Genomic DNA, 13,841 nt, shown 5'->3' with positions numbered 1-13,841 from the left:
GCGGTCCTCATGCGTAAAGGTTCTCGATGGCGGCGGTGTAGACGCGCACGTTCTCCTCGCCCTCGGGGTCGAGCGTGGCGATGAAGCGGCGCGCGCGCTCGCGGTAGGCCGGCAGGTCGGCGTCGTGCTCGGCGAAGGCGCGCCGCAGCGCGAGCCCGCCCTCCTCGCAGTCGAAACCGTGATAGCGATAGCCGCAGTCGCCGATGAGGTGCGAGTTGTGGATCAGCGGATAGCCGCCGTACAGCGCCTCGTAATAGAGGTAGTTCTGCGCGTTCTCCCAGTGGTGCGCGAACACCGCGTCGATCTTGCCGGGCATCACCTGGTAGACGGGAAAGCGCCCTTCGAAGGTGGCCAGCCCGTGCTGCACGATGTCCAAGCTCTGCGCGAAGCCGACGAAGAGCGGCTTGTCCTTCAGGTGGAAGCTGTTGAAGACCCACATTTTCTCGATGAGCCTGGGCTGCGCACGGTGCGCGGCCTCGCAGCCGAGCATCGGGATGAAGCTGGTCTTCACCATGCAGATGTTGGGCTCGAAGATGGCCACGCGCCACTGCCTGCGGCCGGGCTCGTAGGCGAAGGGCGGGCTGTCGGGGGCACGGGCCATGGCGCGCTCCAGCACCATCGGGCTCCACAGGTGCGGCATGAGGCGCACGGGCGCGCGGAAGGTGCTCTCGAAATAGGGCTTGCACGACACCTCGTACTCGGGAATCGTCCACACCTCGTCGTAGGGCGCGCCCGAGATCAGCAGGCCGTGCGGCTTGTCGAAGATCATGCGCTCGATGTCGATCACGTAGTCGTTGCCCACGCGCATCGAGACGATCTTGCCGCCCCGCTCGCGGAAGGCCACCGACCACGGCATGGCGAGCTGGGCGCTCATCTCGATCATGAGGTCGAGGTGCTGCCCTGCCGTGGCCATGTCGATGATGGGCACCGGCGAATCGGCGAGGAAGCTGGTGGCGTCCGCCGGGCCGCCGTCGCCGCCGCCGGCCACCAGCACCGCGCTTTCGACGCGCGGCGAGCGCAGCAGCAACATCACCAGAAACAGGCAGTTCTGGTAGACGCCGTTCTCCCACAGGCTCTGCTCGCCCTTGCGGATGAAGATGGAGACGCCAACCCTGAGCTTGGCCGGCATCATGCGGCAGCCCTCGCGGCATCGGCGCGGAAGCCGGCGTTGCCGCCCACCAGGTGCAGCAGCCGCTGCGCGTAGCCCTCGACGTTCGCGGGGCTGAAGGGATCGACCGACTGGAACACGCGCTGCGCACGGGCGCGATAGTCGTCGAGCTGCAGGTCGTGCGAACGCACGGCCTCCCGCAGCTGCGCCGCGCCGGCGGCGATGTCGAAGTCCGGGTAGTAGTAGCCCGCGTCGCGCAGCCAGGGCGAGTTGTGCACCAGCGGGTAGTTGCCGTAGAGCGCGTCGAGGTAGCCGTAGTTCTGGTCGTTCTGCCACTGGTGCGAGACCACCGCGTCGGCGAACTGCACCATGAAGCCCGCGAAGTCGTGCCGGCCATGGAAGACCGCCTTGTGCTGGCGCACTATGTCGAGCGAGTTCGCCAGGTAGAGCATGGTCGGGTGGTCTTTCAGGTGCAGCGTGTTGAGCACCTGCATCGAGGTCACGGCCGACGGATCGGCGCGATAGGCGCCGTCGCAGATCAGCATGGGTACGCTGCTGCACTTCACCACCGAGATGTTGGGCTCGAAGATCGCCACCCGAAAGCCCGGCTGCGCTGCCGTGCGGGGCACATAGCCGAAGCGGTGGCCCGCGGCCTCGACCTCGGCAACACGCTGGGCCAGGAACTGCGGCGACCAGAGGTAGGGCACCTCGAACACCGGGCAGCGGTGCATGGTGCGCATCATGGGCGCGAAGGCGGCGTCCTTGGGCAGCAGCCACACTTCGTCGCAGCGGTCGGGCCTGCTGAAGTGACCCTTGTCGGTGAAGACGATCGGCTCGGCCAGCGCCGCGAAAGGCTGGCCCACGCAATGGAACACCACGCGGCCGCCGCATGCGCGGAAGTAAGAGAGCCACTGCACGTCGAGCGCGCCGGCCATCTCGATGACCACGTCCAGCGAGCCGGTGAGCTCGCGCGCGCGTCCGAAGGCCAGGCCCATGGCGGCCGTGTCGACCTGGGGCGGCATGCTCTGCTGGTCGCCCGCGTCGATGAGGGTCACGGACTCGACGAAGCCGATGCGTTGCAGCAGCCGGGCCAGGAACAGGACGTTCTGTCCCATTCCGTTCTCCCAGATGTTCTGCCCCGCATGGGTAAGGACTGAAATACCGATGCGCATGAGGCGGAGTGTGTACCAAAAAGAAGGAACGGCCCCCACGCCGTGAAGCGCGGGAGCCGCCCGTTGGAGGGCCGGCCCGTCGGCCTTTCAGAGGCTTACTTCCACTTCCAGCCGATGCCGGCGTTGATGCCCCATTCCTTGCCCGTGGTCGTCAGGCCCGCGCCCCACGACATCTTGCCGTCGTCCGACAACGCCTTGAAGGTCAGCGCCACGGCGCTGTAGCCCTTGTAGCTGCCCAGGCCCACGCCCACCGTCTTCTCGCCGGGGTACAGCGTCGGCAGGTAGGTGCCCGACATCGCGAACGCCATGGCCGTGCCCGAGTAGGCGATGCGCGCCACGTCGCCGACCTGGCCCTGCACCTGGTTGAGCTGCTGCACGTTGACCGCATCGCCCGGCAGGATGCCCGGCGCCACGTTGCTGATGCGCGTGCCGCCCGGGGCCTGGCCGCCGCCCAGCGTGATCTGGTTGTAGTTGACCGACCCGTCGGGGTTGGTCGCGTACTGCACGCTGCTGGCCTTCGATGCCGCCGAGGCCGCCTTCAGCTGGGCCACGTTGGTCGCATCGCTGTCGGCCGTGCCCGCCGCCACGCCGGTGATCTGGCGGTACTGGCCGTTGGCCGCATCGCCCACCGACACCGCGGCCTGTGTGCTGGTGGTGGCCCTGATCGCGGCCTCCTGCTGCGCCGTCGCGCCGCCCGGCACGTAGCCGGCCATGCCCGCCGCGGTGGAAGCCACCGAGCCCGAGCCCAGCGCCACGCCGCCGCTTTGCTGCACGATTGCGCCGAAGCCGATCGCCGTGCCCTTGGAGACGTTCTGCGCCTGGCTCAGCGGCGTGCCGCCGGCATCCGCGTTGTCGCCCAGGGCCACGCCGCCGCCGCCCGCACGTGCATTGGCGCCGATGGCCTGCGAGCCCGTGGCCAGGGCGCCGCTGCCGATGGCGATCGCGTTGGTGCCCGTCGCCTGCGCGCCGAAGCCCACCGCCACCGCACCGTCGGCCGTGGCCTTCGCACCGTTGCCGGCGGCGAAGGAGTTGGCGCCGCTGGCCACCGACTGCGGCCCGATAGCCACCGCCTCCTGGCCGCTGGCCACCGAGTCGCCCGCCGTCGACTTGGCGTGGAAGTACTTGGTGCCGGTGTTGTAGATGTTGTTGACCGACGTGCTCAGGCTGTTGAGGTTGATGTTGGTCGTGCTCAAGCCCGTCGACAGGCTGCCGATGCCGCTGGTTGCCGTGCTCAGGCCGGTCGAGGTGGAGGTCGACAGGCTTGCGACGCTGCTGTTCGTGGAGCTCAGGCCGGTCGAGAGGCTGCCGATGCCGCTGGTCGCGGTGCTCAGGCCGGTCGAGGTCGACGTGGACAGGCTGTCGATGCTGCTCGTGGCCGTGCTCAGGCCCGTGGAGGTCGAAGTCGACAGGCTCGCCACGCTGCTGTTGGTCGTGCTCAACCCCGTCGACAGGCTGCCGATGTTGCTGGTCGTGGTGCTCAGGCCGGTGGACAGGCTGTCGACCGTGCTCGATACCGTGCTCAGGCCGGTGGAAAGGCTGGCGACGTTGCTGTTCGTCGTACTGAGACCCGTCGACAGGCTGCTGATGCCCGTCGAGGTGGAACTCGACAGGCTCGCGACGTTGCTGTTCGTGGTGCTCAGGCCGGTCGAAAGGCTGTTGATGCTGCTGGTGGCGGTGCTCAGGCCCGTCGAGGTGGACGTGGACAGGCTGTCGATGCTGCTCGTGGCCGTGCTCAAGCCTGTGGAGGTCGACGTCGACAGGCTGGCCAGGCTGCTGTTGGTCGTGCTCAGGCCCGTCGACAGGCTGCTGATGCCCGTCGATGTGGAAGTCGACAAGCTGTTGATGCTGCTGGTCGCAGTGCTCAGGCCGGTCGAGGTGGACGTGGACAGGCTGTCGATGCTGCTCGTGGCAGTGCTCAGGCCCGTGGAGGTCGACGTCGAGAGGCTTGCCAGTCCGCTGTTCGTCGTGCTCAGGCCGGTCGACAGGCTGCTGATGCCAGTCGACGTGGAGGTCGACAAGCTCGTGACGCTGCTGTTGGTCGTGCTCAACCCCGTCGACAGGCTGCTGATGCCCGTCGAGGTGGAACTCGACAGGCTCGCGACGTTGCTGTTCGTGGTGCTGAGGCCGGTCGACAGGCTGCTGATGCCCGTCGACGTGGAGGTCGACAAGCTGGCGACGCTGCTGTTCGTCGTGCTGAGACCGGTCGACAAGCTGTTGATGCCGCTGGTCGCGGTGCTCAGGCCGGTCGAGGTGGACGTCGACAGACTGTCGATGCTGCTCGTGGCCGTGCTCAGGCCTGTGGAGGTTGACGTCGACAGGCTGACCAGGCTGCTGTTGGTCGTACTCAGGCCGGTCGACAGGCTGCTGATGCCCGTCGAAGTGGAAGTCGACAGGCTTGCGACGCTGCTGTTGGTGGTGCTGAGGCCCGTCGAAGTCGATGTGGACAGGCTGTCGATACTGCTCGTCGCTGTGCTCAGCCCCGTGGAGGTCGAGGTCGACAGGCTGGCCACCGCACTGTTGGTCGTACTCAGGCCTGTCGACAAGCTGCCGATGCTGCTCGTCGCAGTGCTAAGGCCGGTCGACAGGCTGCTGATGCCCGTCGAAGTGGAAGTCGACAGGCTTGCGACGCTGCTGTTGGTGGTGCTGAGACCCGTCGACAGGCTGTTGATGCTGCTGGTCGCAGTGCTCAGGCCCGTCGAAGTCGACGTGGACAGGCTGTCGATACTGCTCGTCGCTGTGCTCAGACCTGTGGAAGTCGAGGTCGACAGGCTGGCCACCGTACTGTTGGTCGTGCTCAGACCCGTCGACAAGCTGCCGATGCTGCTCGTCGCAGTGCTCAGGCCCGTCGACAGGCTGCTGATGCCTGTCGATGTGGAGGTCGACAGGCTGGCGACGCTGCTGTTGGTGGTGCTGAGGCCGGTCGACAGGCTGTTGATGCCGATGGTCGCCGTGCTCAGACCCGTGGAGGTCGAGGTTGACAAGCTGGCCACCGCACTGTTGGTCGTGCTCAGGCCAGTTGAGAGGCTGCTGATGCCATTAGACGTGGAGGTCGACAGGCTTGCCACGCTGCTGTTGGTTGTACTCAGACCCGTGGACAAGCTGCCAATGCTGCTCGTCGCCGTGCTCAGGCCAGTCGACGTAGAAGTCGACAGGCTCGCCACGCTGCTGTTCGTCGTGCTCAGACCCGTCGACAGGCTGCCGATGCTGCTGGTCGCAGTGCTCAGGCCGGTCGATGTGGAAGTCGACAGGCTCGCAACGCTGCTGTTGGTCGTGCTCAGCCCCGTGGACAGGCTGCCAATGCTGCTCGTCGCGGTGCTCAGGCCAGTCGACGTGGAAGTCGACAGGCTCGCGACACTGCTGTTCGTCGTGCTGAGGCCCGTGGACAGGCTGTCGATGCTGCTGGTCGCGGTGCTCAGGCCAGTCGACGTGGAAGTCGACAGGCTCGCAACGCTGCTGTTGGTCGTGCTCAGCCCCGTAGACAGGCTGCCAATGCTGCTGGTCGCGGTGCTCAGGCCAGTGGAAGTCGAGGTCGACAAGCTCGCGACACTACTGTTCGTCGTACTCAGACCGGTCGACAGACTTCCGATGCTGCTGGTCGCAGTGCTCAGCCCGGTGGAAGTCGACGTCGACAGGCTCGCCACACTGCTGTTCGTCGTACTCAGGCCCGTGGACAGGCTGTTGATGGCGCTCGTCGAGGAACTGAGGCTCGTCGAGAGGCTTGCGACGGTGCTGTTGGTCGTGCTCAGGCCAGTCGACAGGCTGCCGATGCTGCTCGTTGCCGTGCTCAGGCCAGTCGACGTGGAGGTCGAGAGGCTGACGATGCTGCTGGTGGCCGTGCTCAGGCCGCTGGACAGCGACGCGGTGACCGTCTTCACCTGCAGCACGTTGACCGCGTCCTGGTCCGCCGTGCCGGGCGCCACGCCCGTGATCACGCGGTTGCCTACGTTCACCTCGCCGGCAGCGGTCTGCTTGCTCGCCAGTCCGAAGGCGTCGTAGTTCGTCATCTCCGCGGCGCTGCGGCTGGCCGTGGAGTTCGCGCCCAGCGCCACGCTGTTGTCGCCATTGGCGACGGCGTTCTGGCCGATGGCCACGCTGTTGGCGCCGATGGCCTGGCTGTCCGCGCCGGTGCTGTTGGCGTGGAAGTACTTCGTGCCCGTGTTGTAGATGGAGCTGACCGTCGAGCTCAGGGTGCCCAGGTTGCTGTTGGTCGTGCTCAGGCCGGTCGAGAGGCTGGTGATGCCGGTCGAGGTGGAGGTCGACAGGCTGGTCACCGCGCTGTTCGTGGTGCTGAGGCCGGTCGAAAGGCTCGTGATGCCGGTCGAGGTGGAAGTCGACAGGCTGGTCACCGCGCTGTTCGTGGTGCTGAGGCCAGTCGACAGGCTCGTGATGCCCGTCGAGGCGGAAGTCGAGAGGCTGGCCACTGCGCTGTTCGTGGTGCTGAGGCCGGTCGAAAGGCTCGCAATGCCGGTCGAGGTGGAGGTCGACAGGCTGGTCACTGCGCTGTTCGTGGTGCTGAGGCCAGTCGAAAGGCTCGTGATGCCCGTCGAGGTGGAAGTCGACAGGCTGGCAACTGCGCTGTTCGTCGTGCTCAGGCCCGTCGACAGGCTGGTGATACCGGTCGAGGTGGAGGTCGACAGGCTGGTCACCGCGCTATTCGTCGTGCTCAGGCCAGTCGACAGGCTAGTGATGCCCGTCGAGGCGGAAGTCGAAAGGCTTGCGACGGCGCTGTTCGTCGTGCTCAGGCCAGTCGACAGGCTGGAGACAGCGCTGTTCGTGGTGCTCAGGCCCGTCGACAAGCTGGTGATGCCCGTCGATGTGGAAGTCGACAGGCTCGCGACACTGCTGTTCGTCGTGCTGAGGCCCGTCGAAAGGCTGTTGATGCGGCTGGTCGCGGTGCTCAGGCCGGTCGAAGTCGAGGTCGACAGGCTGCCGACCGTGCTGTTGGTGGTGCTGAGGCCGGTCGACAGGCTGGCGATGCCCGTCGAGGTCGAGGTGGAGAGGCTGGCGATGCTGCTCGCCGTGGTGCTCATGCCGGTGCTCAACTGGGCCACCGTCACGGCGTCCTGGGCGGCGGAGCCGTCGGCCACGTTGGTGATGCGCCGCAGGGCGGACGACGAGCCGACCGAGACTTCGGAGGCGGGCGCGGCGGATCCGGTGAGGAAGCCCTTGCCCGTGGGAGCGGCCGCGCCGGTCACACTGCCCGCGCCGAGCGCGACGCTGTTGGTGTACGCGGCGTTGGCCTGGCCGCCGATCGCTATCGCGTCGTCGGCGAGGGCCTTGGCGCCTTGGGTGCCGTTGTTGCCGATCGCGATGGCGCCCTTGCCCGTGGCAAGCGCCTGGGTGGTCGGCGCGGTGGCGGTGGAGCCGCCGATGGCGATCGAGTTCAGCCCGGCGGCGTTGGCCATGCTGCCGACTGCCGTGGCGAAGTTGCTGGATGCGACCGCCGACTGGCCGAGTGCAACGCCTGCCGCGCCGGAAGCATTCGCGGAGCGCCCCATCGCCAGGCCGTTGCTGTTGGCCGCCGCGCCGCCGCCGATGGCGGTACTGCTGTTGCCGTAGGCGTTCGCGGTGCTGCCGATCGCCGTCGCCCAGGCATCGCTGGTCGTGGCTCCTGCGCCGATGGCCGTGGCGTTGTTGCTGGTGGTGCCGGATCCGGCGCCGATGGCGACGGTGCTGGTGCTGCCTGCCTGGGCGCCGCGGCCGAGCGCCACTGCATCCGAACCGAGCGCATTGGCGCTGGCGCCGATCGCGATGCTCGAAGTCGACCCCGCGCTGACCGTCGCACTGTTGCCCAGCGCAATGGCGGAAGCGGCCAACGCGTTGGCGGAACTGCCGATGGCCACCGTATCCGACTGGGTCGCCTGTGCATTGATGCCGATGGCGGAGCTGTTGGCGCCCGAGGCGCTGGTAGCGCTGTTGCCCACCTGGAAATGGTTGGCAAGTATGGTCGTGGTGGAGTTGGTGGTGCTCGCGTCACCCAGCGTGATGTTCGTGGCGTTCGCGATGTCGGCATTGCCGACGAAGTAGTTGCGAACCGGCGTGCCCGCGCCTCCCCCGCGCAGCACCATGCTCTCGCCGCTGCCCGTCGAGTCTGGGTTCGCGACGAAGGTCAGGCCCTGGTTGCCCGCGGGCTGGCACACGAGAGTGCCGGTACACGACAGCTGCGCGAACGCATTCGGACTTGCCAGCCCGAACGCGAGCATCAGCGAAGCCGACAGCATGCTGACCCGCAGGAACCCGCCGCTGATGCCGCTCCTGCTCGCCTTGCCCCTGCTTTTCTCGAGCTCGCTGACCGCCACCCATGCTCCCAGGGCTTCATTCCATATGCTTCTGTATGACTTGTTCATGTTGACGTTCGGCTCGCGGTGAAGGTGAATGGACGGTTTCGAATCAGCTGAAATGCGATGCTTCCTGCGCCAGGTTTCATCGCGGAAGCGCCGGTCCGGCGCAGCGCTCAATTACAGGAATGCTGGAATGTACGGAGTTGTTTACATTTCAGGGACGCCGCAACAATCTTCAAAATCCGCTCTGATGATTTAGTTCACAAAATTTTCAAAAAGCAGCCGGTATTGCGGAGATTGCAATCAGCTTAGGCTCATGGAAGGAGGTTCCAATTGATCACTCGAAGGCCTTCCACCGCCCTATCTGCAACGAACTACGCCTATCAGCCCGCCTTCTTGCCGCCTTCGACACAACGCCATGCCGGCGCTTGTTTTTTTGCCAAAAAGTTCACAGGGTGATTTGAGATCGTGAAATTAATCACGGCGCCATTAATCAAATCCCGTGATCTTTTTCACGTAAAAACAGCCCTCGGCTTGAATTAACATTTAAGAAACAATTCAATGCCTCACGCATCCAGGCTCCGCATTGGAATCACCATCGGCCTCCATCACGAGGCCGAAACGCTCTGGAACAACGGCATCAAGCAGAACGCCGTTTTCCTGGCAGAAGCGCTGAAGCACTGTCCGGTGGTTACATCGGTGGTGCTCGTTAACACGACGGCAGTCCCCATCACCCCGGCCCTGCCCTGGGACCAGGCGCGCTGGCCGACCGTGACCTTCGAGGCGGCCAAGGACAGCGTCGATGTGCTGATCGAACTCGGCGGCCAGATCGACGCGGCGCAGACCGACTACCTGAAGCAGCGCGGCGCGCGGCTGGTGTCGTACTGCTGCGGTTTCGAGTACGTGCACGCCATGGAGTCGATGCTGTTCGGCAAGCCGCTGTGGGGCCAGAACCTGTTCGTGAACCAGCGCTACGACGACATCTGGATGGTTCCGCAGGTGGCCAACATCAGCCAGCCCTACTTCGAGGTGCTGCGCCGTGCCGAGGCGCGCGCCGTGCCTTTCGTGTGGAGCCCGGTCTTCCTCGACGAGCGCACGCGCGGCCTGCCCGATGCAGGCGTCTACCAGCCGCATGCCGGCGCGCGCCGGCTCAGCGTGATGGAGCCGAACATCAACGTGGTGAAGTTCTGCCTCTATCCGGTCTTGATCGCCGAACTGGCGTATCGAGCGCGGCCCGAGGCCATCGCGCTGCTGCAGGTCACCAATGCCGAGCGGCTGGCGAAGGAAAACATGGAGTTCATCACGCTGATGAACCAGCTCGACCTGGTCCGCGAGCACAAGGCGGTGTTCCTGGGCCGGCACGAGACGCCGGTGTTCCTTGCTCAGAACACCGACATCGTGATCTCCCACCAGTGGGAGAACCCGCTGAACTACTTCTACCTGGAGACCTGCTGGCAGGGCTACCCGCTGGTGCACAACGCGCACCTGTGCGCCGACCTCGGCTACTACTACCCGGGCAACGACGTGGCCGCGGGCAGCACCCGCGTGCTCGAGGCCGTCGACACGCACGATGCCGGCGCGGCAAGCTACCGCGCGCGCCAGCGCAGCCTGATCGACCGCTACCTCCCTGGCAACGCCGCGGCCACCGAGGTCTACGACAAGCTGCTGCTCGGCCTGATGCAGCGCCCCGCCCGATAGGCACACGGAGCCCGACATGCTCGATCCATCCGAACTCCGGCAGATCTTTCCCGTGATCGTCACGCCGAGCCACGACGGCAAGGTCTTCCTGAACTACCTCACCTCGATACTGAATTTCACCGTCCAGGCCGAGCGTGCCGGCATGCGGCTGCAGGTGCTCACGCACCAGGGCGAAAGCCTTGTGACGCGCGCGCGGAACAACTGCGTGGCCCAGTTCCTCGCCAACCCGCAGTGGACGCACCTGTTCTGGATCGACGCCGACATCGGCTTCTCGGCGCAGGCGGCCTTCCGGTTGCTGCTCTCGGGCTACGACGTGGCGGCGGGGGTCTATCCGCTGAAGCGGGAGAACTGGCCCGAAGGCGGCGTGGCAGAGGGCACGACGCAGCAGCAGTTCGAATCCACCTTCACCCGCTACACCGTCAACGCCGAGGCCTCCCAGGCCACCTCGCGGGTCGAGCTCGAAGTGCAGCCCGACGGCTTCATGAAGATGACCGAGGCGCCGACCGGCTTCATGGTGATCAGGCGCTCGGTGTTCGAGCGGCTTATGGCCAGCTACCCAGAGCTGCGCTACGTGCCCGACAGCATCGGCGAGGCCGACCTCGGCCTGCACTACCGCTTCTTCGACGTGATGGTCGATCCGCAGACGCGCCGCTACCTGTCGGAGGACTACGGCTTCTGCCGCCTCTGGACGGGCCTGGGCGAGTCGATCTACATCGACGCCAACTCCAACCTGACGCACCAGGGCGCGAAGCTGTATCGCGGCGATTTCGCGAACTCGCTGCTGACTTCGCTGCCGCATGCGGTCGGCGGACCGGCCGGCGCGGCGATGGTGCTCGCGGGCCGGGAGCACCTGCAGTCCAACCAGCCGCCGCTTTGAAAAAGACACAAAAAAACAAAGCCCCGCCAAAGCGGGGCTTGTTTCATCGGGGCGATCCGCAGATCACCCGGGAGAGCCGGAACCCGGATCAGGCCGCGACCGTATCCGCCACGCCCTTGTAGTCCTCGATCTTGTCGAAGTTCAGGTATTGATAGATCTTGTCGCCGTTGCTGTTGATCACGCCGATGTCGGCCATGTACTCCTCGCGCGTCGGGATGCGGCCGAGCTTGGAGCAGATGGAAGCCAGCTCCGCCGAGCCCAGGTACACGTTGGTGTTCTTGCCCAGGCGGTTCGGGAAGTTGCGGGTGCTGGTCGACATGACCGTGGCGCCTTCGCGCACCTGGGCCTGGTTGCCCATGCACAGCGAGCAGCCCGGCATCTCGGTGCGGGCACCGGCATTGCCGAACACGCCGTAGTGGCCTTCCTCGGTGAGCTGCTGCGCGTCCATCTTGGTCGGCGGCGCGATCCACAGCTTCACCGGGATGTCGCGCTTGCCTTCGAGCAGCTTCGACGCGGCGCGGAAGTGGCCGATGTTGGTCATGCACGAGCCGATGAACACTTCGTCGATCTTGGCGCCGGCCACGTCCGACAGCGTCTTCACGTCGTCGGGGTCGTTCGGGCAGGCCACGATGGGCTCGTGGATGTCGGCCAGGTCGATCTCGATGACGGCCGCGTAGTCGGCGTCGTCGTCGCCCTTGAGCAGCTGCGGGTCCTTCAGCCAGGCTTCCTGCGCGGCAATGCGGCGCTGCAGCGTGCGGGCGTCGGCGTAGCCTTCGGCAATCATCCACTTCATCAGCGTGATGTTGCTGTTGATGTACTCGATGATCGGCTCCTTGTTCAGGTGCACCGTGCAGCCGGCGGCCGAGCGCTCGGCCGAGGCGTCGCTCAGCTCGAAGGCCTGTTCCACCTTCAGGTCGGGCAGGCCCTCGATCTCGAGGATGCGGCCCGAGAAGATGTTCTTCTTGCCCTTCTTCTCGACCGTCAGCAGGCCGGACTTGATGGCGTACAGCGGAATCGCGTTGACCAGGTCGCGCAGCGTGACGCCGGGCTGCATCTTGCCCTTGAAGCGCACCAGCACCGATTCAGGCATGTCCAGCGGCATCACGCCGGTGGCGGCCGCGAAGGCCACGAGGCCCGAGCCGGCCGGGAAGCTGATGCCGATGGGGAAGCGGGTGTGGCTGTCGCCGCCGGTGCCCACGGTGTCGGGCGTCAGCAGGCGGTTGAGCCACGAGTGGATCACGCCGTCGCCCGGACGCAGCGAAACGCCGCCGCGGGTGCTGATGAAGTCGGGCAGCTCGTGGTGCATCTTCACGTCCACCTTCTTGGGGTAGGCGGCGGTATGGCAGAACGACTGCATCACGAGGTCGGCCGAGAAGCCCAGGCAGGCCAGGTCCTTCAGCTCGTCGCGCGTCATCGGGCCCGTGGTGTCCTGCGAGCCGACCGAAGTCATCTTGGGTTCGCAGTACGTGCCCGGGCGCACGCCCTGGCCTTCGGGCAGGCCGCAGGCGCGGCCGACCATCTTCTGTGCGAGCGAGAAGCCCTTCTTGGTGTCGACCGGGCTTTGCGGCAGGCGGAACAGCGTCGAGGCGGGCAGGCCCAGGGCCTCGCGCGCCTTGGCCGTCAGGCCGCGGCCGATGATCAGCGGAATGCGGCCGCCGGCGCGCACTTCGTCGAACAGCACGTCGCTCTTGACCTTGAATTCGGCGATGACCTTGCCGTCCTTCAGCGCCTTGCCTTCGTAAGGGCGCAACTCGACGACGTCGCCGGTGTCCATCTGGCTCACGTCGAGCTCGATGGGCAGCGCGCCTGCGTCTTCCATGGTGTTGTAGAAGATCGGGGCGATCTTGGTGCCCAGGCACACGCCGCCGAAGCGCTTGTTGGGAATGAAGGGGATGTCTTCGCCGGTGAACCACAGCACCGAGTTGGTGGCTGACTTGCGGCTGGAGCCGGTGCCGACCACGTCGCCCACGTAGGCGACCTGGTGGCCCTTGTCTTTCAGCGACTCGATGAACTTGACCGGGCCGCGCTTGCCGTCTTCCTCGGGCTGGAACGCGGTGCCTTCACGCTTGTTCTTGAGCATGGCCAGCGCGTGCATCGGGATGTCGGGACGCGTGGTGGCGTCGGGCGCGGGCGAGAGGTCGTCGGTGTTGGTTTCGCCGGGAACCTTGAAGACCGTGATGGTCAGGCTCTGCGGCACTTCGGGGCGGCTGGTGAACCACTCGGCATCGGCCCAGCTCTGCAGCACGCCCTTGGCGTTGGCGTTGCCCTTGTCGGCCTTTTCCTTGACGTCGTGGAACTGGTCGAACATCAGCAGGGTCTTCTTCAGGCCTTCGGCCGCCACGGCGCCCACTTCGGCGTCGTCGAGCAGGTCGATCAGGGGGCTGATGTTGTAGCCGCCGAGCATGGTGCCGAGCAGTTCGGTGGCGCGGGCGCGCGAAATGAACTCGCTCTTCTCGGTGCCGTGGGCCACGGCCGCGAGGTAGCTCGCCTTGACCTTGGCGGCGTCGTCGACGCCGGCAGGCACGCGGTAGGTGAGCAGGTCCAGCAGGAAGGCGCCGTCCTTCGCGTTCGCGCTCTTGAGGAGCTCGATCGCTTCGGAAGTCTGCTTCGCGCTCAGGGGCAGCGGCGGGATACCGAGCGCGGCGCGTTCGGCAACATGGTCAACGTAGGCTTGCAACATCTTCTTTTCTCCGGAAACTGATCTG

5 protein-coding genes and 2 pseudogenes are annotated in these 13,841 nt (G+C 66.1%); 2 read left to right on the top strand and 5 right to left on the bottom strand.

The features are described 5' to 3' along the window. Positions 1-7: 7 nt before the first annotated feature. From ACHMXA_RS11505 to ACHMXA_RS11490, 4 genes and pseudogenes are all read right to left on the bottom strand, one after another. On the bottom strand, positions 8-1,132 hold the full coding sequence (locus ACHMXA_RS11505) for a DUF2827 domain-containing protein (protein ID WP_176664495.1): 1,125 nt from the start codon (positions 1,130-1,132) through the stop codon (positions 8-10). Next, on the bottom strand, positions 1,129-2,280 hold the full coding sequence (locus tag ACHMXA_RS11500) for a DUF2827 domain-containing protein (protein WP_176664494.1): 1,152 nt from the start codon (positions 2,278-2,280) through the stop codon (positions 1,129-1,131). Before ACHMXA_RS11500 ends, ACHMXA_RS11505 begins: the two co-directional genes overlap by 4 nt. A gap of 95 nt (positions 2,281-2,375) precedes the next feature. Continuing rightward, positions 2,376-2,825: pseudogene (locus ACHMXA_RS11495) on the bottom strand (YadA-like family protein); the annotation flags it as partial. 345 nt (positions 2,826-3,170) lie between these two features. Next, positions 3,171-8,627 (bottom strand): annotated as a pseudogene (locus ACHMXA_RS11490) (ESPR-type extended signal peptide-containing protein); the annotation flags it as partial. Between the two features lie 495 nt (positions 8,628-9,122). Between ACHMXA_RS11490 and ACHMXA_RS11485 the strand changes: the two are divergent. Then, positions 9,123-10,259, top strand: coding sequence for a DUF2827 domain-containing protein (locus tag ACHMXA_RS11485; protein ID WP_176664493.1), 1,137 nt, complete (start codon positions 9,123-9,125; stop codon positions 10,257-10,259). A gap of 16 nt (positions 10,260-10,275) precedes the next feature. Continuing rightward, positions 10,276-11,136 (top strand): hypothetical protein, encoded by an 861-nt coding sequence (locus ACHMXA_RS11480; protein ID WP_176664492.1) that lies wholly within the window; start codon positions 10,276-10,278, stop codon positions 11,134-11,136. Positions 11,137-11,224: 88 nt separating this feature from the next. On the opposite strand, the gene ACHMXA_RS11475 is transcribed toward ACHMXA_RS11480, so the two are convergent. Further along, a complete protein-coding gene (locus ACHMXA_RS11475; RefSeq protein ID WP_176664491.1) occupies positions 11,225-13,816 on the bottom strand; it encodes a bifunctional aconitate hydratase 2/2-methylisocitrate dehydratase in 2,592 nt (863 codons plus the stop codon). Between the last annotated feature and the right edge of the window lie 25 nt (positions 13,817-13,841).

The sequence above is a fragment of the Variovorax sp. UC74_104 genome, from assembly GCF_044055375.1.
Classification (GTDB): Bacteria; Pseudomonadota; Gammaproteobacteria; order Burkholderiales; family Burkholderiaceae_C; genus Variovorax.
The sequence above is the reverse complement of the archived record's forward strand: the minus strand, read 5'-3'. Positions and strand labels throughout refer to the sequence as shown.

Bases quoted from the DNA above. Each gene is read 5' to 3' on its own strand.
- ACHMXA_RS11475 (WP_176664491.1), bottom strand. From the start codon at position 13,816: ATGTTGCAAGCCTACGTTGACCATGTTGCCGAACGCGCCGCGCTCGGT.
- ACHMXA_RS11480 (WP_176664492.1), top strand. From the start codon at position 10,276: ATGCTCGATCCATCCGAACTCCGGCAGATCTTTCCCGTGATCGTCACG.
- ACHMXA_RS11500 (WP_176664494.1), bottom strand. From the start codon at position 2,280: ATGCGCATCGGTATTTCAGTCCTTACCCATGCGGGGCAGAACATCTGG.
- ACHMXA_RS11485 (WP_176664493.1), top strand. From the start codon at position 9,123: ATGCCTCACGCATCCAGGCTCCGCATTGGAATCACCATCGGCCTCCAT.
- ACHMXA_RS11505 (WP_176664495.1), bottom strand. From the start codon at position 1,132: ATGATGCCGGCCAAGCTCAGGGTTGGCGTCTCCATCTTCATCCGCAAG.